Source organism: Vreelandella sp. 21 (genome assembly GCF_050995515.1).
GTDB lineage: Bacteria > Pseudomonadota > Gammaproteobacteria > Pseudomonadales > Halomonadaceae > Vreelandella > Vreelandella alkaliphila.
On the sequence record NZ_CP194673.1, the window covers coordinates 2,816,562 to 2,840,887 of the forward strand.

Sequence of the window (24,326 nt, forward strand, 5' to 3'; positions counted from 1 at the left end):
CTTATCGCCTATCTCCCTGTTTATCTGCTTATTTCATCTACTTATTTCATCTACTTCTGCCAGAAAAACTCCGATCGCAAGGCAATCAGTGGGAAGATTAACAGCCACTCCCACCCCTGCTCTGGCACCAGAAAGCCACTCTTTTAGCTCGCCTAGATAAAGGGCAATTGCTAAGTAAGCAATGAGTAGCATCCACTTAAGAATAGCTGATGCTGTGTTAGACCAAGCGTTTAATGGCAAGAGCATCTACCAAAGCAGGCTTTTCTTTAACAAACACAAACAAGTTACCTATTTGGTATTTTTACAAGGAGACCTGTAGGATAATTGAACAACTGTTCAACTAAGGAATTTCTATGCAACGTCATCCGCTGATTACTGCCGTGTCACTGGGTCTTTTTGCTGGTGCTGCTACGTCCACTGCACTCGCAGAGGCAACGCCACTAGAGCAGCAGCTAAAGGGTCTGGAGTCGTTTCAGGTAATCGCTCATCGCGGTGCCAGCGGACATGCGCCGGAAAGCACCATGGCAGCCTATGAACTGGCCCATGAGTGGGGAGCTGATTACCTGGAACTGGACGTTCAGATCACCTCCGATGGTGAGTTAGTGGTATTCCATGATGATGCCATCGATCGCACCAGTGACGGCGAAGGCAATATTCATGATTACACGCTAGAAGAGCTAAAGGCGCTTGATACCGGCACCTGGTTTAACGACGCCAATGTCGATAAGGCAGACCCGGCCTTTGCAGGAGCGCAAATACTCACACTGGAAGAGCTATTTGAGCGCTTTGGTCACGATGCTCGTTACTACATTGAAACCAAATCCCCTCTCTTAAACCCTGGTTTAGAAGAAGCCTTGGTTGAGGCGCTTGAAGAGCATGACATGATTGAAAATGGTCGGGTGCTGGTGCAATCGTTTGAGCAGGGTAGCCTCCTCAAACTACGTGAGCTTAATCAGCATATCCCCCTCATCCAGTTGGTATGGTACTCGCCCAGCGAGGAAGATAATGATCGTTTAGTGGAGTGGACAGGTGTTACTCCAGCGCCAGCAGACATCACTGACGAAGACTTTCAGGCTATCAAAGAGTACGCGGTGGGTATCGGCACGAATGTGACGTATAACGGCGAAGACGTTATTGATGCTGATTTTATTCGCCAAGCTCAAGAGAATGGCCTTCCAGTTCATGTTTACACCATCAATGAAGTTGATGAGATGAAGCGTTTACAGGACTGGGGCGTCAACGGTTTGTTTACCGATTACGCTGATCGGCTTCTTGAACTCGCGGACTAACCCATCGTTGGCTCGTCACTGTACGCTCGGCTTTGGCCGGGCGTTTTAGTTGATCGGGGTGAATCCGAGCACCCCTTCTCAGCCTTGATAGCAATTAGCATCAGCTTAACTATCAAGAAGTAGATCTATTGAACGCGTGTATTTAGCGCTTCAAGCACTGCCCTCGTGTGTCATCGTCAATCAACCTTGCGAGCGGTATTTCCAGACGATACATACTTTCGTCGCAGGTCGTTTCGTTGATTGTGATGTAGGTAAGATCAACAAAATTGATGTAGGGTTTAAAAATTGTGCAGTTTCGACTTACCGCTGCCGAGCCGAGGTTCAAAAATTTATCTTCCATCACACAAAATATTTATACAAAAACAGTTTGCCTCTAGAGGCTGAAGAGGAGTAAGCGTCATCATTTCACACACATATAGCGTGCTAGCACGAATGGTATGCTGCATGGGCTTGGCGTTCAGCTGGCGATGGACAAGACTCGCGCTATGCCGTCTCTTTACTTGATACGTATCGCTTGCCAACAAATCACACGGGGCCTTATTGGGTTAGTGCTGGCTTTTCTTCTTGCCGAACAAACCCATGCACAATCCGTTGATCAAGACGCAACCATACTTCTAGTGGCGCACCCAGCGGTAGCCACGCAATGGCTAAACCGTGACACAACGCGGGCGATATTTGCCATGCGGCAACGTACATGGCCTGCCGGCGAAGCCGTACAGGTGTTTGTGCTGCCAAACCGAGATCCTGTACATGCGCGTTTCACCAAAGAGCAGCTCGCCGTTTATCCACATCAGCTACAACTGGCATGGGATCGCATGGTGTTTTCTGGCATGGGGCAAGCGCCTAATCGCGTTGCTGATCAGCTCGAAATGCGCGAGAAGATTGCGAATACTCCTGGCGCGCTGGGATATCTTGAAAGGGAGTATCTGGATGAAAATGTCCAAGTTATTTCAATGGAATGAACATTTTTCCGTTATCCGCAGACCCACTATAGCCATACTCACAAGTTTGCTCGCACTACCTGTTTGCTCGTCTGCCTGGGCAAACGAAAGCGTGCTCGACACTCTGCAAGTACATGGTTTCCTGAGTCAGGCACTTATCATTACCGACGATAACGATTTCTTCGGTCGCAGCAGTGAGAATGCAGGAAGTTTGGAGTATACCGAAATAGGTGTTAACGCTTCTATTCGCCCTCACCGCAATGTGCTGGTGGCCGCTCAGGTGCTTAGCCGTCGCGCCGGTGGTGAAACTAGTGATGCCATCCCAACGCTAGATTATGGCGTGGTGGATTATCAGATGGTTTCCAACCAGCAACGTACGCTTGGTCTTCAGGTAGGTAGATTTAAAAATCCCTTCGGTATTTATAACCAAACGCGTGACGTCGCTTTCACGCGCCCCAGCATCTTGTTGCCGCAATCAATCTATTTTGATCGAACTCGATCGTTGGGAATGGCTGGCGATGGCGCCAGTATTTATCATGAAGAGCGAACCCAGTCAGGCGTTTTTCGCTTTCAAGCAGGCGTCGGTAAAACTCGTATAGAAGACGATGTCGATCAAGCGCTTGGGCTGAAGCGTTTTCCAGGATCGTTACAAGCGGGCTCTTCTGCGATTGGCCAAATTCGCTATGAAGACAACGGTGGACACTTCCTAATGGCACTCAGCACCGCGAGTGCTAACGCCAACTATGAAGACGCTCAACCGCCACTAAATAATGGCAGCTTCCAGTTTCAGCCTTGGGTATTTTCATTGCAATACAATGACGAACTGTGGAGCTTAACCTCTGAGTATGCGCTGAGAACAATTGAACTGGATGGCTTTAATCCCGCCATCGACCAAAAGAAAACCGGTGAAAGCTGGTATGTGCAATATACGCGTCGTATGGACAATGATTGGCAGTGGTTAATTCGCTTTGATCGTTTGGTAAACGACAGAAATGACCGTTCAGGTACTCGCTACGAACAAAGTGGCTTGGGCCCTGCCCATTCCCAATTTGCTGATGACATTACCTTTGGCGTTCAGTGGACCCCCAGACCCAACCTAATGTTGGCAGGTGAATATCATCATGTGGATGGTACTGGTTGGCTACCCTTACATAAAGATGCGGATGCGTCTGAAACAAGCCGACATTGGAATATGCTGCTCTTCCAGCTTTCACTGCGCTTTTAGCATTACCTGAACGGGATACGCAGATGACCACACGTTCGTCCTCTAAAGCGCGCTACCGGCTTAGCTTGACTTGGCGTGTTATCGCGCTGAGCAGTCTATTACTGCTAGCGCTTGTGGCACTCTTTATCTGGTTAGGCCAATACCATCTCACGCAACAGTTAGAAAGTAGTCGGATGGAAAGCCATGAGCGGCAGCAGCGTGAGATAAGCTTGGCGATGCAACGCTCATCGGATAACTTACGTCAGTTGGCGGGCTTAACCGCTGCGGCGCCGGAGCTTGGAAGCGCGCTACAAGAGAATAACCAGGATGAGCTAGCTGAGGTGCTCAGAGCACAGTGGCCTTCTCTGCAATTAGAAGCGGGGATTGATGAAATCTTTGTTTTTAATACTCAAGGAACAAGAGTGGGTTACTCAGGTACCAACGACCCGCTCATTGATCTGCCCATTCAAGGCTGGATAGGTAGTGTACTGACCACAGAGTCCCCCATTACCACATTACGTTGCACTAGGACGTGCCAGCAGTTTGCTGCGGTTCCCGTTCTTATGGAAGGCGCTAGCATTGGAATGGTGGTGTTATCGCGCTCGCTTGCGGATGTTACGCGACAAGCTAAAGAAGTCTCCAATAGCGAAATAGCGCTGATGGTGACAGGGCGTATTACTGGCTCTCCTCCCCCCGAGGCGCTTCTACTGGAAGACTGGAACAGCCATATTCTAGCGCTTACAAACCGTGACCAGACACTCTCTTTACTTCAACGAGCATCTCAAGACGTCGTTCTGAATCAATTGGTTCACATGCCTTTTAGCCTTGAGTACATGAACCGGTATTTTGAATTAAGTGCCGTGTATATGGAGGAAGACGCCGACTGGCGCAGCACTGGGTATTTCCTGCTTATTTCCGATATCACTCCTCAGATCACCGCTATTCGTACAGCAACGAAGACACTACTTGTAGTGGGCTTAGTTGGCTGGTTAGCTGCCGAGCTATTACTGTTGATTATCCTATTGGGCCCAATGGCTCGACTACGGCGAGTCGCCGGCCTATTGCCTGCGCTGGCGAGTGGTGAGTTTCGTCGTGTAAGAGATAAACTACCATTGCCTCGGCGGCATTTTTCTAACGAAATTGATAGGCTGGAAGATTCAACCCGTGAGCTTTCCCACCAGCTAGAAGCACTGGAACAGAGTGTCCAAGAACATAGCGGACAGCTAGCCGAACGCGTTGATGAGCTAGCCAAAGAGCGTGATTTTGTTAATAGCCTACTCGACGCTGCACAGGTCTTTATTGTTGTTCAAAATAGTACAGGGCGTATCCAACTGATTAATGGCTACACGCTAGAAAGGTTAGGGCTAAAAGACGCAGATGTCATTGGGCGCCATTTCTCTGACATCTTTGATCAAAATGCTCACTTGGCATTGCCTAGTAACAATGCGGATGAAGCCAACAGCGAAAGTAATGCTAATGGCAGCACCGTGACTCATCCCAGTGCTTCCAACCAGGAAGAAAAGACATTTCAAACTCTGGATAGACGCTCTTTTACCGTCGTTTGGTACCACGCTTTTTTGGCGAACAGTAACAACCACGATGCCTCGAAGATATCCGTTGGGCTAGACATCACCGAACGTAAAGCTGCTGAGGCACGTTTAACGTGGCTTGCGGAACATGATCCATTAACGGAACTCTATAATCGTCGCTATTTCCAAGATGCTTTGAAGCGCACTATCGCTAATCAAGCCAAAGGCGCTGTTTTACTACTAGATCTAGACCAGTTTAAAGAGATCAATGAACTCAGTGGCCACCATGTAGGCGACCGTCTATTACGAGAAGTTGCTGATACGCTTTTTTTAAATCTCAGTCAGCGAAGCATTATTGCCCGCCTCGGTGGTGATGAATTTGCCCTGCTACTGGAAGATATTAGCAGCGAACAAGCGATCAACGTGGCGGAGTATATTTCTCAGCTGCTTGACGGTCTTGGCTTTACAGCTGCTGGACGGAAGCACCATGTTTCCGCCAGCATTGGTATTGCGCTGTTCCCTGTTAATGGGCAGACACCGGCTGACCTGTTAGCTAGCGCCGATATGGCCATGTATAAAGCAAAAGAGAGTGGTAATCAGCATTGGTACCTTCTCAATCAGGCGGAAAATGCTAAAGATGAGCTTCAAGAACGCGTCTATTGGGTAGAACGGCTACACAAAGCACTAGAAAACGACGAATTTGAACTGTGGGCGCAGCCCATTGTGCGGCTGAAGGATCGCGATATTAAGCATTACGAAGTACTGCTACGTATGCGCAATGACGATGGAAGCTTAGTCTCTCCGGCACAGTTTATACCTATTGCAGAACAAAGCGGTTTAATTGTTCAAGTTGACCGCTGGGTGCTGCGCCATAGCTTAGCAGCACTGGCAACGCTACAAAAAGAGGGCTTGTCGTTAGCTGTAAATTTATCAGGCCAGTCTTTACATGATTTAGGTTTAAAACAGTTTCTGGCAGATCAATTAAAAACCAGTGGTGCTGATCCCCATCATCTCATTTTAGAGGTAACAGAGACCGCTGCTATCACAGATTTCTCAACAGCGCGCAACGTGCTGCAAACCGTGAGGGATTTAGGTTGCCGAACAGCACTCGATGACTTTGGGATTGGTTTTAGCAGCTTTCACTATCTTAGTCAGCTCCCTGTGGACTATATTAAAATCGATGGCTCTTTTATTCGCAGCTTACTTATCGATACGGATAGCCACACGCTTGTCAAAGCGATTGCCGATATAGCAAGAGGCTTCGGTAAGCAGACTATTGCTGAATTTGTAGATCAAGAAGCACTGATACCTGTTCTTCTTTCATATGGCATTCAGTATGGACAGGGCTATCATCTAGGGAAACCTGAAAAAATTCGACTTTGGTAAGTGCCGCACTCAGAAGGAAGCAACAGATGCTAGCAGGGAAATCCACCCAAGAGAGTGAGTTTGACGATAAAAGCAACCATAAGGGAATGATTGACAAATTTATCGACGAGTATCATTTTTTTATTGCTAACACCGACGACCAAAAGCGGCGCGCCTTTCGACTACGGCATGATGTTTTCTTAAAAGAGTTCAACTATGAGATGCATGAAGATGAGGCACGTTTGTACGAGTCCGATGAGTACGATAATTACTCGATTCATTGCCTTATAGAACACAAACGTAGTGGCATTCTTGCAGGGTGCGTACGATTAGTCATGCCCTTTTCCAGTAACACTAACCCTCCTGATCATTTGCCTGTTCAAAACCAAGGGAAGCAGCTACTAAACCATCCTACATTAACGCCATTTAAGCTACCGACCCTTGAAACGTGTGAAGTATCACGGTTAGCCATTTCTAAAAATTTCAGAACGCGAAAATCCAGCACCCCAGAAGAAATAGCAGGTAAAGAAGTCGTTTTATTTTCACAAGATGAGGCAAAGACATTTTCACTCGTCGCCCTGGGTCTTTTTTTATGCACCTACTCTATCGTTGGTTTAACTAATCGACGACATGTTTTTGCAATGATGGAACCTCGTCTTCCCCGTTTATTGGCGATATCAGGTTTTCAGTTTACCAAAGTGAGTGAGCCGATTGTGTATCACGGTACTCGCCATGCTTACTACATCGACTATCATGTGGCGAAACAAGAGATGAGTGAGCGTCTGATCCCGTTATACGAATATATCGTAAAAACATTAAAGCCTCAGATCGCTCACACATTTATCTCTTAACGCATTTTTAAAATCCGGCTTGTTCAACGATTTAAGAAAGCGCCGTTTGCCGAAAATCATGAACTGAAATGCTGGCGAATTTTTCTAGAAAAAACACCAGTGTTTCAGGATACTGAAAGTAGCGTTCAAATGTCTCTTGCCCGTTTTTACCACGCCGCGTCACTTTGGCATGATATTGACTGCCTACCTTAGTAACGTTAACGCTATTTTCTTGTTCACCTTCGTAATGAACAGCAGATAAAGGCGAAGCGCTATCAAGCATTTTTGCAAGTTGCTTTGCAGCATCTGCCTCTACAGGCGTTGCCCATAGTGGCTGATCACGTTTTCCATAGTGAAACAGCACTATGACCAGCATTACGGAGAAGATACTGCTTGTTAGCATCCACGTAAGTGCAATGCTGGAAACGGGGAGGATGAAGATCACCAGCATCTGACCTACTGCCATGACTGCCAGCACCATGGCTAAGGGCTGCCACATACGGGGGTTCATAAACCCACGTTTGAGTACGTAGCCCCACAGCCCTATCACGGCGAGTACTCCCAACGCGAGGTGAGCCACAGCAAACGGAGTTCCCCCTCCTGAGAAAATGGCCATTAGCCCGATAAGTGGAAACAGGCTGTAAAAAGCTGCTAGCAGGTAATAAGCGCGCTGAAGATTCATCAATAGCTCCTTTTATTGTTATCGGCACTACTTTTGGCATGCAACCAGTATAGATGAACGCAATTATCGTGCAGCGCAAGAAACCTGCTCTTTTAAACGCCTTACCACATGGTGATGAGCTGCTTCACGCTCAGCTCGTTCGTTACTTCATTTCAAAACCACGCTTAACTAAAAAGTCACGCATGTGGGGACGCAGTTTTGAATCGAAGAGCGGCGTTAGATTATGCGACCAGTCAGTCGTTTTGTTACCCGTGCTGCGTGTTTGGTAGTAAGCCTGCATAGTGCTGTCAAACGCCTCGACTTGCTCAGTATCTTCACGGTAAGTATCTTCCTTGAGAATAGCCTCTACCGGTAGACGCGGCTTAACCTCAGGGTCATGGGCCGGATAGCCAAGGCACATACCAAACACCGGATAAACATGGTCAGGCAAATGCAATAGTTCGCTGATCGCCTGAGGATTATTGCGAATACCACCGATATAACAAATGCCAAGCCCTTCAGACTCGGCGGCCACTGCAACGTTTTGTGCCACTAGAGCAGTATCAACAGTGGCGACCAATAGCTGTTCTGTCATACCTCGTTCAACGTTGGCACCTGTCCGTTCAGACGCCTCTGTCGGGCGCTTCATATCCGCACAAAACACTAAAAAAACCGCGCTACTTGCGACATAGCCTTGACCACCGGCGTATTCAGCGATTTTTTCGCGATTCGCTGAGTCAGTGACATTAATAATGGTGTAGGCCTGCACATGGCTTGATGTTGCAGCGGCCTGGCCCGCTTTGATGAGCTCTAACAGCAGCCCACGCGAAATCTTCTGATCGGTAAATTTGCGGATGGAGCGGTGGGATTGAAGCAGTTTGATAACATCATTCATTTCGTCTCGCCTCTTAATACTTGATATAACGGATATGACAACTAAAGTGCCCTGGTTCCATGCGTTTACTCCTGAATTCAGACTTAACGCATGCTATTGATCGCAAGCTATACTAAATGAAGCCATTGGGTCCCCCCTAAGATAAATAACGCCGCTAGGAAGCCGATAATGTCTAACACCCCTCTGACACCGCAAGGGCAGGAATGGAACGCCAGCCACTACGCGGAACACGCCAATTTTGTTCCCACGTTGGGAAACGATGTAATGAAGCTTTTAGCGCCACAGCCCGGACAGCGCATCCTGGACCTTGGCTGTGGTGATGGCGCGCTCACCGAGCGTATTATGCAATTAGGTGCCGATGTGCTGGGTGTCGATGCCTCCGCAGAGATGGTTGCCGCCGCCCAACAGCGCGGAGTCACCGCTAGGGTTGTCGATGGGCACCAGTTGCCCTTTGACCAAGAATTTGATGCGGTCTTCAGCAACGCGGCGTTGCACTGGATGCTGGACCCGCAAACGGTATTGGCCGGCGTGAAACGCGCACTAAAACCCGGCGGGCGTTTTGTTACAGAGTTTGGGGGGCATGGCAACGTGGCCGCTATTTGTACTGCGCTTATTGCCTCGCTGCAGTTTCGCGGTATTAGCTCACGTGGCCGTCATCCTTGGTACTTTCCCACCCCGGAAGAGTACACAAACCTACTTCAAACGGCGGGCTTTCATGTCGATTCAATTGAGCTAATCCCTCGCCCCACACCACTACCCACGGGTATTGCTGGCTGGCTCGAAACCTTTGCAAGCCCGTTTTTGCACGGATTAGATGAAGACCTGCAAGTAGCCATTATTGATAATACGATTAACCTGCTCTCTCACAGTCTAAGTGATGGGCAAGGCAACTGGACCGCCGACTACGTCAGACTGCGGGTCTCTGCCCACGTGTGATAGCCTCGACGCCCAGTGGTTCTCACGCGAAAACCCCACCGTTAGTCAACGGTGGGGTTATTGATAACAACTCGCTACGCAGCAGTATCTTTCAGAGTTGCCATATCAATCACAAAGCGATAGCGCACGTCACCTTTCTCCATACGCTCAAAGCCCTCATTGATGTTGTTAATATCCAGCATCTCAATATCGCAAGTGATGTTCTGCTCTGCACAAAGCTTGAGCAGCTCTTCCGTTTCAGCGATACCACCAATCAGCGAACCAGCTACCACGCGACGCTTAAACACCAAATTGAATGCTTCAATAGCAGGCTCAATCGGTTCTAACAGGCCAACAATAATATGCGTACCGTCATATTTCAGAGAAGTAAGGTAGGGGTTTAGGTCGTGCTGAACAGGAATGGTATCCAGCATGAAATCGAACGTTTCTGCAACAGCCTCCATTTGCGCCTGGTCACTGGATACCACTACGTGATCCGCACCATTGCGCTTTGCTTCTGCTACCTTGGCATCCGAGCGAGTAAAGACGGTGACTTCCGCACCCAGTGCTTTGGCCAATTTCACGCCCATATGACCGAGGCCGCCCATGCCTATCACGCCTACTTTGTGACCTTTACCAACGCCATGATGTTTGAGCGGTGAATACGTCGTAATTCCCGCACAGAGAATAGGTGCCGCGGAGACTAAATCAATGCCCTCTGGCATTTGCAGCACAAAATGCTCACTCACCACGATGGCATCTGAATAGCCGCCTTGGGTTAGCGTGCCGTCTTGGCGGTCAGGGCTGCCGTAGGTCATCGTAAACCCTTCCAGGCAGTATTGTTCCACGCCATCTTTACAAGCAGAACATGTGCGGCAAGAGTCGACCATGCAACCTACGCCGACTAAATCACCCGCCTTAAAACGTGTCACCTCATCACCAACAGCGGTTACACGGCCGACAATCTCATGGCCAGGTACCACAGGGTATTGACTCATGCCCCAGTCATCTCGGGCAAAGTGTAGGTCACTGTGACAAACACCACAGTAAAGGATTTCAATAGCAACATCATCTGGACGGGGCTCACGTCGATCAAAGGTGAATGGCGCGAGTGGTTTATCAGCAGAAAAGGCAGCATAAGATTTTGCTTGGCTCATGGAAACTCCTTAACAAGTATTCTGCAAAACGAGAAAGTGTTCCCATTATTCGCTGCTAAGCACTAGATAGCGATGAACGAAGCTACGTATTTTTTGCTCATTCCTCCGCCAGTACGCAACAAAATAACAAAAAACCTCAAAAAAACATCATAATTGTCGTTTAGCTCTAATATACACTCAGATTCGGAGTTTCTATGGTGGCCAACACCGAACTCGTCGGCAACGCACTCGCTGATTTGATCTCACCGCTAGTAACGGGGGATGGGCTAAGCGTGTCCCGGTTGCCCAGAGTGGGGCTACTTTGCCTTGGGCGACGTCAAGAACGAACCCCGTTGATGTACGAACCTAGTCTGATCATCATCGCCCAAGGCCGCAAAATAGGCTATTTAGGCGATCGTGAGATTCATTACAATCCTGGCCACTATCTCGTACAAACCCTGCCGCTACCCTTTGAGTGTGAAACTCACGGCTCGCCGGAGGCACCTTTGCTAGGTATATCGGTGAAGCTAGACCCAGCGTTACTGAGTGAGATGGTCACCGCTATGGGCGATATGAGCCATTCACACCTGGCTCCTAAGCCGATGGCGTCAGTGGCGATGAATGACGGCATGCAAGCCGCGGTGTTGCGCTTGGCAAATGCATTACACGACGAAGTCGAGTGCATTGCCATGGGCGAAGCTAGGATACGAGAGGTGGTGTTTGAAGCGTTAAAAGGCGAGCAAGGCCGCGCCTTACGCGCACTGGTTAAAGGCCACGGTCACTATTCACGTATTGTGCAGGTACTATCGCAGTTGCATGCCCATTTTGCTGAGGACTTTACTGTCGACCAGTTAGCCCAGCAGGCCAATATGAGCATATCGACGTTTCACCAGCACTTTAAGCAGATTACACGTTCGTCACCCGCACAGTATTTAAAAAGACTGCGCCTACTTAAGGCGCAGCAACTGTTGTTGCAAGATAGCCACAATGTGAACCAAGCGGCACAAGCGGTCGGTTATCGCAGCGTGCCTCAATTTAGCAGAGACTATAAGCGCTACTTTGGCGCATCACCGCTGCAGCATAGGCGCCAGGAACAGGCCCTACGTGCTTAACCATACCCACTACCTCCTCCACCTCGCTTGGATATTTTTCAGGACAGGTTTACTTGGCAAAAATTTGGCCCTGATCTTTAAACGCTTTAAATTCCAAGGCATTACCACAGGGGTCGAGTAAGAACATAGTGGCTTGCTCCCCTACTTCGCCTTTAAAGCGAACGTATGGCTCAATCACGAAATCGGTATTCCGCGCTTTTAAGCGCTCGGCTAAGGCTTCCCACTCATCCCATTCTAAAATCACGCCAAAGTGCGGCACCGGTACATTATGGCCATCGACCGGGTTAGTGTGCGCACTCTGCTGGCCGGGTGTTTTCGGATGTTCGTGAATCACCAACTGATGACCGAAAAAGTTAAAGTCGACCCAGTGATCGCTAGAGCGCCCTTCTTCCAGGCCAAAAACGTCGTTATAGAATGCTCTGGCTAGGGCGACATCGTAAACAGGGATGGCGAGATGAAAAGGGGAAAGACTCATGGTTATCTCCTGTTGCAGCGCTTTTGTTCGTTGCGTTATTTGCAATGGCCAGCCGCATTACACGGCCACTGTGTAGCCATCCTAGATCGCGCTATGCAAAAATAAAATCAATTGTTTTTTGACCCATTCACAAATATTTTTTATGAGTTTTCTTATGACAGTTCTTATGACAGTTCTTATGACAGAAACAACGAATGATACGAGAACTTAAAACGCTAGTAGCCGTGGCACAGCACGGTACTTTTGCGGCGGCAGGCCTCCAGGTTGGCCTCACCCAAGCCGCGGTAAGTGCTCAAATGAAGCGTCTGGAAGAGGCCCTGGGCATTGCGCTATTTGAACGCAGCGGTCGAACTGCGGTGCTTACCCAGCGGGGCGAAGAGACGTTACTTCAGGCCCAAACACTACTAGGGTTATATGCCACGCTAGGCGCTTCACCGTCAGGCCAAGGGCTTGGCAGCCGTGTCATTATTGGTGCTATTGCCTCTATTCAGCGTACTGTATTGCCAGACATTGTAGCGCGCTTTCATCAGCAATTTTCTGGGTGTCGCACCCGTATCGTGCCAGGTCTTTCCATGGACTTAATGAACCAGGTAGATGCGGGCGAGCTGGATATGGCTGTTATTATTCGGCCGCCTTTTTCACTGCATAGCGATCTACGCTGGACGCCCATTGCCCACGAGCCGTTTCGCTTGCTTGTCCCGCAGGAGTTACCTGGTGATTGCTGGCGGGAACTGCTAACCCACTCCCCTTTTGTTCGCTACGACCGCGCTTCTTTCGGTGGACGCCAAGTAGACCGCTTTTTAAGGGACAACCACTGCCAAGTTCGCGACCTGTGTGAGCTGGACGAGCTTGAAGCCATTGTGAAGCTGGTGGGTAACGCCGTGGGCGTTGCTTTAGTACCGCAGCCAATAGCGCTAAAACGCTGGCCCCAAACAGTTCGAGCCATCTCGTTAGAAGAGCATACGTTTCATCGAGATATTGGGTTAGTGCATCGCGCTGTTGGCCATCTAAGCGAACCTGCCCGTGCGTTTGCCCAGCTTCTAGCTGAATCATCACAGCAACTCTAAACTGCCAACGTGCAGCTGCCATTGATAAGGAGATATAGCCCATGAACCCCGAAGACCTTGAGAAGCTGGTAACGCGTACCATGCCCTTTGGCAAATACGAAGGCTGGCTTATTGCCGATTTGCCTGGTCCCTATTTGAACTGGTTTGCTCGGGAAGGGTTTCCAAAAGGAGAAATTGGTCAACTCCTGCATTTAATGCATGAAATTGACCACAATGGTTTGAGCGACTTGCTCAACCCGCTGCGCAAAAACTGAATTTTCTCAAAACTGATTTCTTTTCAAAACTGATTTCTTTTCAAAACTAAGAACGACACCATTCGTTAATGGCTTGCTCACGTTCGGCATAGTAAAACGCTTCTTGCTGGGATGGCGCTGCAGGAAAACGTCCTAATTCCACGGCAAGCTCAAAAAAGCCTGCCGCTGGAAGCCCTTTGCCACTCCGGCTAATCACAAGCGTTGCAATAAAAGGCTTTCCTGCGGCGGCGTCTTCTTTCATTAGCTGTTCAAGTGCCTGTGCGATACGTTGAATAGTCTTAGGTGGCGAAAGGCCTAGCGCATTCGCCGCTTGCTGATAGGTTATCGGTAAAGCACTGCTCGGGGTCGTCGCCAGTAACTCTCGCAAGGGTGGTGCTAATGCAGTCGCTAATGTCATGCTTGCTCTAATCTCTCAAATTGTAAAAGGCTCAAGTTGTAAAAACTCATGTCGTAAAAACTGACGTCCATTTGCGTTACAGCGAATACTTGCGTTACTGCTAACAGCAGCATAGTAGGGTGTCTTAGACAACTCGTCTAACGAAGACAGATGGTCTAGCGCAACCTATGCTAAGTAAGTCAACATCGTATTCAAAATGAGGGAAGATCTATGGCAAAGGAGCGCTCAGCACGTTCGCGTAGAGGAGGAGTTTGGCCAACGCTGCTGGCCTGGCTCAGTGTCATTGCACTGATAGCATCAGCCCTGCTAATGGCTGGAGCAGGGCCAGCCTATCGCTGGGAGTTGATTAGCCTGGGCGACGCCTTCAGCCTGATGCGCAATGGTGTCTATGCAGCAACCGCAGCCGTGGCAATCAGCATCTTGCTACTGCTCATCAGCGCCTTTACCCGCCGCATGGGCGCTGGCGTAGCGGCTATCTTCGTCATTGTTGCAACCGCTGCCTTATTATATTTGCCTTGGCAACAATGGCAGCGTGCACAGCAGGCACCGGCCATTCATGACATAACCACCGACACCCAAAACCCACCGGACTTTGTCGCGTTAAGAGACGCCCGAGAGGCGGCGCCTAATGCAGTTGATTACCCTGGAGAAGCCACCGCGCGTCAGCAACAAATGGCTTATCCTAATGTGCAGCCTTTACAAGTAACTGCGCCTAAAGCGACCGTTCTAGCAGCAGCTCAGGCAGAAGTAGAAGCGTCCGGCTGGCAGATCGCCGCGATAACAGAGAGTACTATCGAAGCGACCGCCACAACCCGCTGGTTTGGCTTTGAAGATGACGTCATCATTCGTCTTACTGAGCAACAAAACGACGTGCAGGTGGACATGCGCTCAGCCTCCCGGCTGGGAACCAGCGATGTCGGCACCAACGCACTGCGTATCGAAACCTTCCTGGATAATCTAGGTAAGCGACTAGAATAACGGTCTTATCTGATGCGGCTTTCAGCTATTGACCGCTTTAACGATAGAGAGCCAGTTTCAGTGCACTTCTTTCAACACATTTCTTTCAGTGCATTTGGTTAGTACGCGCGGCAGCTTCTCTGCTCAGAATTTGCTGCGCATCTAGCGAGCCAATCGCCACCTCTACATTTTTCGGAATATCACCGCTAAGCTGAAGCGCCTGGTAGCGCAGCGCGCAGACACGCAAAAATGAGGTGAAATTGCCAAGATCGTGGCCAGCATCAATCGACTCATGATAAAGCCGCGTAATCAGTTGAGCCGTGTTCATCCCATCCCGTTGAGCCATCTCTTCCAGAAGGTGCCAGAAGTAGTTTTCCATACGAACACTAGTCACCATGCCATCAATGCGCAGCGAGTGTGTGGCGCTGCGCCATAGCTCGGGGTCGGCATCAATAAACAGCTTGCACATCGTTATGCTCTCTCTGCTATCAAGCTCTCTGCTACAAGCTCTGCTATAGAGTAAATTGCCTGCTCTTCAGCATAGCGGCTAACAGAAAACGCGCCCAACCGCGTTGAACTCAATATAGCTGGGCGCGAAGGGGTAGCCTATCAGTGCTACTTATCCAATAGCGCCATAAACTGGGCAAGCCAAGCAGGATGAGCGGGCCATGCAGGTGCAGTGACCAAGTTGCCATCCGTTACTGCTTCCGTGACCTCCAGGTTTGCGAAGTGGCCACCGGCAAGTTCCACTTCTGGCTGGCAAGCCGGATAAGCGGAACACTGCTTGCCTTCAAGCACCTTAGCGGCAGCCAGTAGCTGGGCGCCATGACAGATAGCAGCGACCGGCTTCTGGGTTTCAAAAAAGTGCTTCACCATCGCCAGTACGTCCTGGTTTAAGCGCAGGTATTCCGGTGCACGGCCACCAGGAACCACCAAGGCGTCGTAGTCAGCGGGATTAACTTTGGCAAAATCAGCGTTCAGAGCGAAACGATGGCCGGGCTTTTCAGTGTACGTTTGGTCACCTTCAAAATCATGAATTGCCGTTGCCACGGTATCACCGGCTACTTTATCGGGACACACCGCGTCGACTTGATGGCCAACCGCCATTAGCGACTGGAAAGGCACCATCGTTTCGTAATCTTCAGTGAAATCACCGGTAATCATTAGAATTCGTTTGTTGCTCATCTCACTTCTCCTTGTCGTTATTGGTCGAGGCACAGAGCACACGAATGGTGTGTTAGGTGAGAGTAGCAAGCGCGGCTACGCAGCGGGTAGTAAGCCGCTACTACATGTAAATTCGGCGACGACGAAAGATAATAGGTCGCCCGCCTCTAATCGGCTCTTTTGGGGGAAGTATGCTAGCCTTACGAGCCACACGCGACATAAAGGAACTAAATGCTCACTATCTCAAATAACGTGACGATAGCGGACTGGGAAATCGATATTAGTCAGATCAGAGCGCAAGGCTCGGGTGGCCAAAACGTCAATAAAGTCGCCTCTGCGGTGCATTTACGTTTCGATATTCAAAGCTCTACACTACCGCCGATTTATAAAGAGCGTTTAATGGCGCTGTCTGATCAGCGTATTAGTAAAGAGGGCGTGGTGATTATCAAAGCGCAAAGCTATCGCACCCTGGAATTGAACAAAGAGGACGCTCTTGCACGCTTAAAAGCACTGATTCAAAGTGCTGGCAAACAGCAGAAAACGCGGCGGCCAACTAAGCCCACCAAAGGCTCACAGCGACGCCGTGTGGACCACAAAACTCGTAAAGGCAAAACGAAGTCACTGCGTGGTAAAGTGCCACTCTCATAAGACGTGAACTGAATTTATGCTATGCACTGTCCATAAGAAGTGAACAGAGTAAGTAATTCTCGCCTAGCGCCGTTTTCTCACCACTGCATTGAGCTTAGCCATCATGTCCAGCGACTCATCCACTACACTCTGCGCTGCTCGTCCGCTGTCGCCCTGCATTCAGGTATGCAACATTGATCCAGCCTCTTCATTGTGCCGAGGCTGCGGCCGAACGCTAGATGAAATTGCCTGCTGGGGAAGTATGACCGAGGCCGAGAAGACCCCGGTATGGGAGCGACTTGAGCAAACAGGCTATGTCGACACATTACGCAGAGAAGAGCGCTAGCCCTCTGCTGTATGCCGGTCACTCAGAATGTGATGAAGTTCGCCACACGCCACCATTGGATCATCGCAGTTAATCACGATTTTTGATTCTGCCAATACATAGCTACGGCCAGTCGTGGTGTTCTCCACCACTTGATAAGCGCCTTCTTGATGCGTGCCGGTGAAGGTGCCAATAAACCCCGTTTCACGTAGTGATACGGTTTCTAACTTATCACCGATTGTCAGCCGACCTTCATAATTCATCAGCGCCAACCGCGCTGAGGTGCCCGTGCCAGTGGTGCTACGACAAATAACACCAGGATGTACATACGTTGTTGAACGCGAGCGAATATAGCCCTCAGCTACTTTCTCTTCCGGCCCCATAAAATGTAAAAACGGCAATGGCCCTACATCTCCCAGGGTGTAATGGGAAAAGCCGCGCTGCGCTTGGATCGCCTCAACAATTTTATAAGCACAAGCGGCAAGCGCCTGCTCCTCACTGCGTACTAGCTTGAAGCCTAACTCTTCAGCATCTACCAAGGCATAAAAGCCACCGCTGTAAGCGACTGAGTAGGTAATTGCTCCAAGTTCCGGAACCTGAATCGTGTCGCGATAGGTGTCGATATAGCTTGGCAGGCCTTCACAGGTAACATACTCTACTACCCCATTGCTCACCTTTGCTTCAATTTGCACCAAGCCTGCGGGTGCCTCCAGTTTAAAGCGTTGAATCCCCTCTTTCTTGGGGACAAGACCGCTTTCCAACACAGCAGTGGCTGTACACAGCGTGTTAGAACCCGAATAAATCGGGTAGCCCATGACTTCCATAATGATATAGCCCGCGACGGCGTCTGGATGCGAGGAAGGCACCAACAGATCTACCGACATCTCCGGAATACCATACGGCTCTTCTAGCAGCAGCCGCCGCAAACCATCGGCATCATCACGCAGAAATTCCATTTGTTGGCGTACCGTGGCACCAGGAAGTACGTCGATACCCCCCGTCACAATTCGGCTAACATCACCACCGGCATGAGTATCCATCAGTTGAATCGTATGCAGATTCTTCATTAACATTGCTCCTAGGCGGTGGTGAGGGCAAACGGTGCACCATGGGTTTCCCACTGCGCATCAGGAACAATAACTATTTTTCCCAGGTAGTTACTGCCACGGTTTACAAAGTAACGCTCAGCGTTATGTAGATCTGATAGTTTAAAGGCCGCGTGCAGTACTGGTTTTAGCGCCCCACTACGAATCCACTCGATCAGTTGTTCAGCCTCTTCGCGAGTGCCATGGGAAACACCAAAAATCTGCACTTGGTACAAGTAGACGCGAGTCCACATAATCTCGCTGATATTGCCACCACTTGCACCTGCAATGGAAAGCCGCGGATAACTGCTACGGCCTTGCATATCAACAATCATGGTATCGATAAACAGATCGGTCATCTGGCCACCGACCAAGTCCATCACTGCATCAATCGGCTTACCATCGGTGGTCGCCAATACACGCTCAACAAATGTCGATAAATCACCCCGATCGATGACTACTTCTGCACCCAACGCCAGAAGCGCATCGGCTTTATCCGGCTGGCTGACAGCGTAAGGAATAGCGCCCACGATCCGACAAAGCTGAATTAACGCCGTTCCAACACCGCCACTGGCGCCTGTCACTAGCACACGTTCACCCGCGCTAATGTTGGCAGACGTCATCATGTGATAAGCCGTCTGATACGAGCACATCCCCATCGCAGCAAGCTCTGCATCGTGCAGTTCAGGGTTGGGAACATGATGAAACTGATCGGCTGGTACTACGACAAAGTCAGCATAGCCACCATCAGCCCCGTGGCCATAATAATCTGGCGTCAGATTGATATCGCGACGCTCATCAGCATAAATATTAAAATCGAGCAGGCCTCGTTCTCCAACACGAGCAGCATCCACGCCCTCGCCTACTGCCACCACGCGTCCAGCAATATCAGCCCCTTGAATACGAGGAAACGTCAGTGTGGGCGAGCCTCCCATCGCAAACGATGTGACCTCCTCTTTCCCTTTCGTAGGGTAAAGTCCTTCACGCGCTTTTCGGTCAGTATTATTTTTGGCCGTTGCCGTTACCTGAACCAGCACTTGCCCCGCCCCTGGTTTAGGGGTAATAACATCCTGCCGATACTGCAATTTATCTACATCACCATGGCCTGTTAACAACATGGCAGACATCGTTTTCGGTACTTGAGGTACAGCTTCGGCCATAAATTTCTCCCCTGTGAAACGTTGGATGAACCTAGCTGACAATAACAAACTTTTGCTATTACTAAAGAGTTAAAAAAAAAACGGCGTCAACGGATATAAACCATTGACGCCGTTAATGTTTATTAATAGTTACTAGCTAAAAACAGGCACACCAATAACTAATGTATGCAGATAAAGTGCGAATAAAACATACGCTATCAAGCCAATAACGACGGTGGCTATTGTTGCGGGAGCCGAGGTTGGCACTGGGTTAACGGGCTGCAGGCGATCACGCTTTTTGGCTGCCTTAAAGGCCAGAATAGCCCACACCAAAAATGCTGCGAAAAAGATGATATCGCCAAGTCGTCCATTAGCCAATAAGTGTGAAAATGCCCAAATTTTTACGGCCAACATAATCGGATGACCAAGCTTCGCTTTGATAGCATTACGCGGCACATAGGCTGCCACCAGCATAATAAAGGCAGGCACCATCAGTAGTGCTACCGCATGGCGTAAGCCCATGGGGGGAAACCAAACGTAGATAGGGTCTAGGCGCATTTGGCCAAAACCGTAAATAGCAATTGCCAGTCCAATCACTGACACTACGGAGTACGCTATCTTCCAGGTGTTTTCGCCGTGTTTAACAATCTGTCGCTGACGCCAGTCTTCAGCAAAGATACGCACAGAATGGCTGCCAAGAAAAATCAGCAGGCCAATAATCATGATCGTCATAAAAGTGGCTCTCAGGTTATTTGCAGGTCATTGGTCGACTGCGAGGATGCCACACTAGCGCTCAAATCACATGGCGAACTATCAACTTTTCGCCGATGGCGACCATCTGGCTCAGTTTAAAACCAGCTCGGTTTAAAACCAGTTTTTGCGTTTAAATAGCCAGATTAAACTACCACCGATACCCAGCATGGCTCCCCAAACAAAAAAGTATCCATACTGATAGCGCAGCTCTGGCATATACTCAAAGTTCATGCCGTAAATACCGGCAATAAACGTCAGCGGCACAAATATGGCAGTAATCACCGTTAATACCCGCATGGTGATATTTAGCTGGTGAGAGGAAATCGAGATGTAACCATCAATGAGATCACCGCAAATGTCGTAATACATTTGTGTCAGTGTATATAGGCGCTCAAAGCGCTCCTCTACATCCGTGATGGCATGCAGCGTTTCACTTTCTCCGCGAGGCAGATGGGCATAGTCATAGGCTGTAAGCTCTTGGGTAATGCCTTTGTGGTAGCTAAAAACACGGCGCATCTTTACTAATCGTGAACGATAGGCGGTGATTTTCCGCATCAGCACATCGTTACCATCTTCCAAAAGCTCATCTTCTATATCGCTTAGCTCGCTCTCAAACTCCAGTAAGCTATCGATATAGAAGCCTGCCGAAGTGTACATAATTTTCAGTGCGACACGCTCGGGAGATAGCGCCAGCAGCGTTTTCCCGTGCTCATTAAAGAGTCGTTCAATACTAAGCGCCTCACCGGCGTGCAGCGTGATTAGAAAACGCTCTCCAATAAAGAGGCACACCTGCTGAGGCACAAAGTTTAGCTGAGCATCAAACGACGAAATACCTCGGTAAATAATCAGGGTATGGTGCTCAAACTCTTCAATTTTCGGCGGATGGCGCTCTTTGTGGGCATCTTGAATTGCCATTGGATGACAATCAAAACGCTCCAATAGCTGGCGTTCGCGCTCCTCAGGCTCACCTTTCATGTCTATCCATAGGTGGCTGCCGGGCATTGCTTGCCAGTCATCGATTAGGCGTTCATCGCCTTCGCGCACATCGCCTTCTGACGTCGTTAGTAGGCTGCGAATCATGATCGTCCCTGTTAAGTTGGCTCACGGCTTAACGTTACGGCCTAACGCTTCGTCGATTAGGCAGATATGCCATTGTAACGCTGACGACAATAGACGCCAGCAACGCCCCTAGAAAAGGCCCCAACGTTGGGATACTGCCTGGAAAGGTAGCCGCCATGATGCCAGCTGCGATGCTTCCCTGGCTTAGCCATCCCGGTAGTATTGCCCCTACTAACCCAGCCATGCCGCCACCAATCGCCGCCATTGGCGTCATACGTTGCCATAGGCCGAGCAGCACAGGCACCACGATGGCAGCGCAAAGTAGGTCTGCTATCAAAAAGAGTCGCAGCACTGACAGTCCTTGCAGGGCAATAAATACCACCGGCACCATCATTGTGACCGTTATCCAACGTGCGGTCGTTAAAGATGCTGCATGTTGTTCACCGCCACGCCCAACTATCAGAGACGCTATACCGTTTTGCAGCGTATCTACACTTGAGGTCACTAGCGTGACTGCCAACACCAATGCAGGTAATGCCACCCAGGCAGGCGCATCTGTTAACAGCGCAAAGAAAGGAATAGGTGGTTCTCCCAAAGCAACACCGCTCATGGCGGCCATGATGCCGACACCGCCGATCACCATCACAACCAGTACGGTCAGACCGCCGCCTAGCCAAGCGCCACGACCTAAGCTCTGGTCATCCTGGGCAGCCCATACACGCTGCCAATAGCCCTGGTGAAAAAGATTGGCGGCGGTCACCGCAATCACGAGCGTCAGGGCAACACTGAGCGCACTTGCAATAGGAATAGAGGGCATGACTGCGTCATTCGGCATGGTTGGTAGCCGCCAAATCGCAACGCTACCTACGGCTAATAACAGGGCTAGTAAAAGCCATGCCTGCCAGCGATCCGTTGCGAGACTTGCGCGCAACCCACCAATCACCGTATACACCAAGGTAGTGAGCGCAACGCCAATAATCACTAGTGCAGGTGGTACATCGGAAAGCAGCGCGGTAATGGCACCTATCGCCGTCAGTTCCGCTGCTAAAAAACAGCCCATGTAGGCTACGGATACCAGTAGCACCCAATGACGCACCCCCTTGCCGTAACAAGCGTGGGCGAATTCGGCGATGGTTCTGCCTTCTGGCAATGCACGACGAATTTTTGGTCCGTACAACCCCAACACGATAAACGGCAGCGCAGAGCCAATGGCATAGCCTGCCAACGCTAAAGGACCAACAAAGGCACCAATTTCAGGCGGCGCAAACAGAATCCAGGCGCCCATTCCCGAGGCTAAAAAGGAGAATCCAAGTGTGGAAGCGGTTTGCGAGTTTCGTGCTGTGACATAGTCATCAAGCGACCCCTGCACATGACGTGCACGCAGGCCCAGAAAAGCAAAACAGAATAGCGCCGCACCAAGTACGGCTGACGTTAGGTAAGGCATGTCGCACTTCCTCCGCCGGTATGAACCGGATCAGGTTCCAGGGTCTGCGCAGTGCGCATTCTCAGCCCAACAGCTGCGGGCTCCCCTGGCGACAGTGAATGGAGACGCTATCCTCGGCGAAAGCGGCTCGTTAGTAAAGGCTGGGCGTTAGTAAAATTTATTCGCGAGTCACGCCTAGATGTGCGTCTTTATCCTACTAACGCGGTAGGCGTCCCATCAAATAAAACTCCTCATTGGGGGGCGTACCCGTCATGGTCACTAACCGATTCGACATGCCGAAAAAAGCAGCAATGGCGCCAATATCCCAACAGTCCTCTAGCGTAAAACCTACTTTCTCTAATGTTGTTTGCCACGCGGCAGAGAACTCCCCAACCTCAATCCCGCAGTGCAATGCAAAGTCCAGCATTACTCGATGGCGTTCGCTTAGCCCTGCCGCCAGATGATTGATAGCGACATTGTCAGCGACTAAAGGGTCTTTACTATAAATTCTCAATAGCGCGCCATGGGCAACAACACAATAGAGGCAACGATTGCGAGCACTGGTAGCCACAACAATCATCTCTTTCTCAGCTTTAGTCAGCGTGTCGGATTCACGCTCCATCAAAGCATCGTGATAAGCAAAAAAAGCGCGGAACTCCTCAGGGCGATGCGCCAGCATTAAGAATACATTGGGCACAAATCCCGCCTTGCTTTGCACTTTTAATATTGCATCACGAATATCGTCAGGCAGTTCATCCAGCGTTTCTGGTACACGGAAACGGCTAAGTCGATTAGTCATCGTTACACCTCACTTCCTAATTGAGCTTTAAATTTTTGTTTTGATTAAACAATTATGTTGTTGGATAACGCGATTCGGTAACAAAACACTAAACAAAGTGACTTTCAATCGCGGCTAACGCTGTCCATACTCTCAACTATTCAATGACCTATAAGCCGTGCAGTAAATACATCAAACGGCAATTAACAGGGACACCAAAATGCATTATTCCGAAGCCAAAGAGCATACGCCTGGGCGCTTGCATACTCTTTTTGCCGACCCTTATTGCGCATTTAAAAACGACACCGATGAGCGTCAGCTTCATATCCGGGTAATGCTGCACACCCTTCTTGCCCTGCCTATGCATCACGCGCGTGCCACCCTCCGAGTTATCCATGGCTGGGAAAACGGCGGCTTCGAGCCAAGTGATCTAAAGCACAAGGACTTCCCGCTTGCCTCATTAGATGATTTCCACCGAGTGGTTAACGAGGTCTCCTCGAACCCTCAAGAACACGAGACGTCGTTAAGCGCTAGCACGTCGCTCCTCTCAGCACCACTAGCTAGCGTATTCGCCAGCGCAGAAGCCGATGGCATCATCGTTTCTGACAAGCTGCGCAGCACACCTGCCCGCTGGCCTGCTTTGAAAGGCGGTTTAGCCATTTATACGCTCTTCAAAATGTATCATCGCTTAGTTTATGGCGAAGATGATAACTACCGCTGCTCTCAGTGCGAAACACCCGATGGCTTGCGTGAGCTGCATGAATTTCATCTCGAAGAAGGTGAATTTGCGCTGCTAGTTCCTCACATAGTTCCTCACAACTCAAAAACGCCAACTGCCGCTCCCACCATTCTCGTTATGCACGCCAGTCAGCTTGGCCCTATCGGCCAGCTCCTAAAAAGAAGTCTGCCGTTATTTCAGGATACTTGAGTCGACACTGTAAAAGCC

The 24,326-nt window shown here is 49.7% G+C and carries 26 protein-coding genes and 1 riboswitch; of the genes, 13 read left to right on the plus strand and 13 right to left on the minus strand.

What is annotated here, in order from left to right:
* Positions 1–353 precede the first annotated feature (353 nt).
* The 5 genes from ACN06F_RS13000 (at position 354) to ACN06F_RS13020 (ending at position 7,179) form a co-directional block, all read left to right on the plus strand.
* Positions 354–1,289, plus strand: coding sequence for a glycerophosphodiester phosphodiesterase family protein (locus tag ACN06F_RS13000; protein ID WP_433924061.1), 936 nt, complete (start codon positions 354–356; stop codon positions 1,287–1,289).
* Between the two features lie 437 nt (positions 1,290–1,726).
* The gene (locus ACN06F_RS13005; protein ID WP_433924062.1) at positions 1,727–2,251 is read left to right on the plus strand and encodes a hypothetical protein; all 525 of its coding nucleotides are present in this window, start codon (positions 1,727–1,729) and stop codon (positions 2,249–2,251) included.
* Positions 2,220–3,455: a hypothetical protein gene (locus ACN06F_RS13010; protein ID WP_198349029.1), complete on the plus strand. Its 1,236-nt coding sequence runs from the start codon at positions 2,220–2,222 to the stop codon at positions 3,453–3,455. The genes ACN06F_RS13005 and ACN06F_RS13010 overlap by 32 nt, the downstream gene beginning before the upstream one ends.
* A 23-nt stretch (positions 3,456–3,478) precedes the next feature.
* The gene (locus ACN06F_RS13015; protein ID WP_433924063.1) at positions 3,479–6,349 is read left to right on the plus strand and encodes an EAL domain-containing protein; all 2,871 of its coding nucleotides are present in this window, start codon (positions 3,479–3,481) and stop codon (positions 6,347–6,349) included.
* 26 nt (positions 6,350–6,375) lie between these two features.
* Positions 6,376–7,179 carry a PEP-CTERM/exosortase system-associated acyltransferase gene (locus ACN06F_RS13020; protein ID WP_120386551.1) on the plus strand — a complete coding sequence of 268 codons (804 nt, stop codon included), beginning with the start codon at positions 6,376–6,378 and terminating at the stop codon, positions 7,177–7,179.
* A gap of 31 nt (positions 7,180–7,210) precedes the next feature.
* On the opposite strand, the gene ACN06F_RS13025 is transcribed toward ACN06F_RS13020, so the two are convergent.
* Both ACN06F_RS13025 and nfsA read right to left on the minus strand, forming a co-directional pair.
* The gene (locus ACN06F_RS13025) at positions 7,211–7,840 is read right to left on the minus strand and encodes a hypothetical protein (RefSeq protein ID WP_198349028.1); all 630 of its coding nucleotides are present in this window, start codon (positions 7,838–7,840) and stop codon (positions 7,211–7,213) included.
* Between the two features lie 142 nt (positions 7,841–7,982).
* A complete protein-coding gene (nfsA, locus tag ACN06F_RS13030) occupies positions 7,983–8,714 on the minus strand; it encodes an oxygen-insensitive NADPH nitroreductase (protein WP_038477210.1) in 732 nt (243 codons plus the stop codon).
* A gap of 168 nt (positions 8,715–8,882) precedes the next feature.
* On the opposite strand from nfsA, the gene ACN06F_RS13035 reads away from it, so the two are divergent.
* On the plus strand, positions 8,883–9,650 hold the full coding sequence (locus tag ACN06F_RS13035; protein ID WP_433924064.1) for a class I SAM-dependent methyltransferase: 768 nt from the start codon (positions 8,883–8,885) through the stop codon (positions 9,648–9,650).
* Between the two features lie 74 nt (positions 9,651–9,724).
* On the opposite strand, the gene ACN06F_RS13040 is transcribed toward ACN06F_RS13035, so the two are convergent.
* Complete coding sequence (locus tag ACN06F_RS13040) at positions 9,725–10,786, minus strand: NAD(P)-dependent alcohol dehydrogenase (protein WP_433924065.1); 1,062 nt, start codon at positions 10,784–10,786, stop codon at positions 9,725–9,727.
* A gap of 194 nt (positions 10,787–10,980) precedes the next feature.
* Between ACN06F_RS13040 and ACN06F_RS13045 the strand changes: the two genes are divergently transcribed.
* Positions 10,981–11,877: an AraC family transcriptional regulator gene (locus tag ACN06F_RS13045; RefSeq protein WP_038477221.1), complete on the plus strand. Its 897-nt coding sequence runs from the start codon at positions 10,981–10,983 to the stop codon at positions 11,875–11,877.
* A 49-nt stretch (positions 11,878–11,926) separates the two neighbouring features.
* Here ACN06F_RS13045 and ACN06F_RS13050 read toward each other — a convergent pair whose 3' ends face one another.
* Positions 11,927–12,352 carry a VOC family protein gene (locus ACN06F_RS13050; protein ID WP_095603891.1) on the minus strand — a complete coding sequence of 142 codons (426 nt, stop codon included), beginning with the start codon at positions 12,350–12,352 and terminating at the stop codon, positions 11,927–11,929.
* A gap of 194 nt (positions 12,353–12,546) precedes the next feature.
* Here ACN06F_RS13050 and ACN06F_RS13055 point away from each other — a divergent pair, with 194 nt between their 5' ends.
* Entirely contained in the window at positions 12,547–13,419 is an 873-nt protein-coding gene (locus ACN06F_RS13055; RefSeq protein WP_120386547.1) for a LysR substrate-binding domain-containing protein, read from the plus strand.
* 41 nt (positions 13,420–13,460) lie between these two features.
* Positions 13,461–13,673 carry a DUF3820 family protein gene (locus ACN06F_RS13060; RefSeq protein WP_038477229.1) on the plus strand — a complete coding sequence of 71 codons (213 nt, stop codon included), beginning with the start codon at positions 13,461–13,463 and terminating at the stop codon, positions 13,671–13,673.
* A 46-nt stretch (positions 13,674–13,719) separates the two neighbouring features.
* Here ACN06F_RS13060 and ACN06F_RS13065 read toward each other — a convergent pair whose 3' ends face one another.
* Entirely contained in the window at positions 13,720–14,070 is a 351-nt protein-coding gene (locus ACN06F_RS13065; RefSeq protein WP_120386546.1) for a hypothetical protein, read from the minus strand.
* A gap of 210 nt (positions 14,071–14,280) precedes the next feature.
* Between ACN06F_RS13065 and ACN06F_RS13070 the strand changes: the two genes are divergently transcribed.
* The gene (locus ACN06F_RS13070) at positions 14,281–15,048 is read left to right on the plus strand and encodes a DUF1499 domain-containing protein (RefSeq protein ID WP_120386545.1); all 768 of its coding nucleotides are present in this window, start codon (positions 14,281–14,283) and stop codon (positions 15,046–15,048) included.
* 85 nt (positions 15,049–15,133) lie between these two features.
* On the opposite strand, the gene ACN06F_RS13075 is transcribed toward ACN06F_RS13070, so the two are convergent.
* Together ACN06F_RS13075 and ACN06F_RS13080 are read right to left on the minus strand one after the other, a co-directional pair.
* A complete protein-coding gene (locus ACN06F_RS13075) occupies positions 15,134–15,496 on the minus strand; it encodes a ribbon-helix-helix domain-containing protein (RefSeq protein WP_038477238.1) in 363 nt (120 codons plus the stop codon).
* A gap of 146 nt (positions 15,497–15,642) precedes the next feature.
* The gene (locus ACN06F_RS13080; RefSeq protein WP_038477241.1) at positions 15,643–16,212 is read right to left on the minus strand and encodes a DJ-1/PfpI family protein; all 570 of its coding nucleotides are present in this window, start codon (positions 16,210–16,212) and stop codon (positions 15,643–15,645) included.
* Between the two features lie 210 nt (positions 16,213–16,422).
* Between ACN06F_RS13080 and arfB the strand changes: the two genes are divergently transcribed.
* Positions 16,423–16,839 (plus strand): alternative ribosome rescue aminoacyl-tRNA hydrolase ArfB, encoded by a 417-nt coding sequence (arfB, locus tag ACN06F_RS13085; RefSeq protein ID WP_038477244.1) that lies wholly within the window; start codon positions 16,423–16,425, stop codon positions 16,837–16,839.
* 103 nt (positions 16,840–16,942) lie between these two features.
* A complete protein-coding gene (locus ACN06F_RS13090; RefSeq protein WP_120386543.1) occupies positions 16,943–17,164 on the plus strand; it encodes a DUF1289 domain-containing protein in 222 nt (73 codons plus the stop codon).
* Here ACN06F_RS13090 and ACN06F_RS13095 read toward each other — a convergent pair.
* From ACN06F_RS13095 to ACN06F_RS13120, 6 genes are all read right to left on the minus strand, one after another.
* Positions 17,161–18,210 carry a proline racemase family protein gene (locus tag ACN06F_RS13095; protein WP_120386542.1) on the minus strand — a complete coding sequence of 350 codons (1,050 nt, stop codon included), beginning with the start codon at positions 18,208–18,210 and terminating at the stop codon, positions 17,161–17,163. The genes ACN06F_RS13090 and ACN06F_RS13095 overlap by 4 nt on opposite strands.
* An 11-nt stretch (positions 18,211–18,221) precedes the next feature.
* Positions 18,222–19,388: an alcohol dehydrogenase catalytic domain-containing protein gene (locus tag ACN06F_RS13100; RefSeq protein WP_038477250.1), complete on the minus strand. Its 1,167-nt coding sequence runs from the start codon at positions 19,386–19,388 to the stop codon at positions 18,222–18,224.
* 132 nt (positions 19,389–19,520) lie between these two features.
* Positions 19,521–20,099, minus strand: coding sequence for an NnrU family protein (locus ACN06F_RS13105; RefSeq protein WP_433924066.1), 579 nt, complete (start codon positions 20,097–20,099; stop codon positions 19,521–19,523).
* Positions 20,100–20,231: 132 nt separating this feature from the next.
* Positions 20,232–21,200: a magnesium/cobalt transporter CorA gene (gene corA, locus ACN06F_RS13110; RefSeq protein ID WP_038477255.1), complete on the minus strand. Its 969-nt coding sequence runs from the start codon at positions 21,198–21,200 to the stop codon at positions 20,232–20,234.
* A gap of 34 nt (positions 21,201–21,234) precedes the next feature.
* Positions 21,235–22,623 (minus strand): sodium:solute symporter, encoded by a 1,389-nt coding sequence (locus tag ACN06F_RS13115; protein WP_433924067.1) that lies wholly within the window; start codon positions 22,621–22,623, stop codon positions 21,235–21,237.
* Positions 22,613–22,720, minus strand: a riboswitch (TPP riboswitch). (Overlaps the previous gene by 11 nt.)
* A gap of 99 nt (positions 22,721–22,819) precedes the next feature.
* Complete coding sequence (locus tag ACN06F_RS13120; RefSeq protein ID WP_095603902.1) at positions 22,820–23,401, minus strand: peroxidase-related enzyme; 582 nt, start codon at positions 23,399–23,401, stop codon at positions 22,820–22,822.
* Between the two features lie 199 nt (positions 23,402–23,600).
* Between ACN06F_RS13120 and ACN06F_RS13125 the strand changes: the two genes are divergently transcribed.
* The gene (locus tag ACN06F_RS13125) at positions 23,601–24,308 is read left to right on the plus strand and encodes a hypothetical protein (RefSeq protein WP_433924068.1); all 708 of its coding nucleotides are present in this window, start codon (positions 23,601–23,603) and stop codon (positions 24,306–24,308) included.
* Positions 24,309–24,326 lie beyond the last annotated feature (18 nt).

Excerpts from the sequence above, each read along its gene's own strand:
- ACN06F_RS13000 (WP_433924061.1), top strand. The coding sequence starts at position 354 with ATGCAACGTCATCCGCTGATTACTGCCGTGTCACTGGGTCTTTTTGCT.
- ACN06F_RS13005 (WP_433924062.1), top strand. The coding sequence starts at position 1,727 with ATGCTGCATGGGCTTGGCGTTCAGCTGGCGATGGACAAGACTCGCGCT.
- ACN06F_RS13010 (WP_198349029.1), top strand. The coding sequence starts at position 2,220 with ATGAAAATGTCCAAGTTATTTCAATGGAATGAACATTTTTCCGTTATC.
- ACN06F_RS13015 (WP_433924063.1), top strand. The coding sequence starts at position 3,479 with ATGACCACACGTTCGTCCTCTAAAGCGCGCTACCGGCTTAGCTTGACT.
- ACN06F_RS13020 (WP_120386551.1), top strand. The coding sequence starts at position 6,376 with ATGCTAGCAGGGAAATCCACCCAAGAGAGTGAGTTTGACGATAAAAGC.
- ACN06F_RS13025 (WP_198349028.1), bottom strand. The coding sequence starts at position 7,840 with ATGAATCTTCAGCGCGCTTATTACCTGCTAGCAGCTTTTTACAGCCTG.
- nfsA (WP_038477210.1), bottom strand. The coding sequence starts at position 8,714 with ATGAATGATGTTATCAAACTGCTTCAATCCCACCGCTCCATCCGCAAA.
- ACN06F_RS13035 (WP_433924064.1), top strand. The coding sequence starts at position 8,883 with ATGTCTAACACCCCTCTGACACCGCAAGGGCAGGAATGGAACGCCAGC.
- ACN06F_RS13040 (WP_433924065.1), bottom strand. The coding sequence starts at position 10,786 with ATGAGCCAAGCAAAATCTTATGCTGCCTTTTCTGCTGATAAACCACTC.
- ACN06F_RS13045 (WP_038477221.1), top strand. The coding sequence starts at position 10,981 with ATGGTGGCCAACACCGAACTCGTCGGCAACGCACTCGCTGATTTGATC.
- ACN06F_RS13050 (WP_095603891.1), bottom strand. The coding sequence starts at position 12,352 with ATGAGTCTTTCCCCTTTTCATCTCGCCATCCCTGTTTACGATGTCGCC.
- ACN06F_RS13055 (WP_120386547.1), top strand. The coding sequence starts at position 12,547 with ATGATACGAGAACTTAAAACGCTAGTAGCCGTGGCACAGCACGGTACT.
- ACN06F_RS13060 (WP_038477229.1), top strand. The coding sequence starts at position 13,461 with ATGAACCCCGAAGACCTTGAGAAGCTGGTAACGCGTACCATGCCCTTT.
- ACN06F_RS13065 (WP_120386546.1), bottom strand. The coding sequence starts at position 14,070 with ATGACATTAGCGACTGCATTAGCACCACCCTTGCGAGAGTTACTGGCG.
- ACN06F_RS13070 (WP_120386545.1), top strand. The coding sequence starts at position 14,281 with ATGGCAAAGGAGCGCTCAGCACGTTCGCGTAGAGGAGGAGTTTGGCCA.
- ACN06F_RS13075 (WP_038477238.1), bottom strand. The coding sequence starts at position 15,496 with ATGTGCAAGCTGTTTATTGATGCCGACCCCGAGCTATGGCGCAGCGCC.
- ACN06F_RS13080 (WP_038477241.1), bottom strand. The coding sequence starts at position 16,212 with ATGAGCAACAAACGAATTCTAATGATTACCGGTGATTTCACTGAAGAT.
- arfB (WP_038477244.1), top strand. The coding sequence starts at position 16,423 with ATGCTCACTATCTCAAATAACGTGACGATAGCGGACTGGGAAATCGAT.
- ACN06F_RS13090 (WP_120386543.1), top strand. The coding sequence starts at position 16,943 with ATGTCCAGCGACTCATCCACTACACTCTGCGCTGCTCGTCCGCTGTCG.
- ACN06F_RS13095 (WP_120386542.1), bottom strand. The coding sequence starts at position 18,210 with ATGAAGAATCTGCATACGATTCAACTGATGGATACTCATGCCGGTGGT.
- ACN06F_RS13100 (WP_038477250.1), bottom strand. The coding sequence starts at position 19,388 with ATGGCCGAAGCTGTACCTCAAGTACCGAAAACGATGTCTGCCATGTTG.
- ACN06F_RS13105 (WP_433924066.1), bottom strand. The coding sequence starts at position 20,099 with ATGACGATCATGATTATTGGCCTGCTGATTTTTCTTGGCAGCCATTCT.
- corA (WP_038477255.1), bottom strand. The coding sequence starts at position 21,200 with ATGATTCGCAGCCTACTAACGACGTCAGAAGGCGATGTGCGCGAAGGC.
- ACN06F_RS13115 (WP_433924067.1), bottom strand. The coding sequence starts at position 22,623 with ATGCCTTACCTAACGTCAGCCGTACTTGGTGCGGCGCTATTCTGTTTT.
- ACN06F_RS13120 (WP_095603902.1), bottom strand. The coding sequence starts at position 23,401 with ATGACTAATCGACTTAGCCGTTTCCGTGTACCAGAAACGCTGGATGAA.
- ACN06F_RS13125 (WP_433924068.1), top strand. The coding sequence starts at position 23,601 with ATGCATTATTCCGAAGCCAAAGAGCATACGCCTGGGCGCTTGCATACT.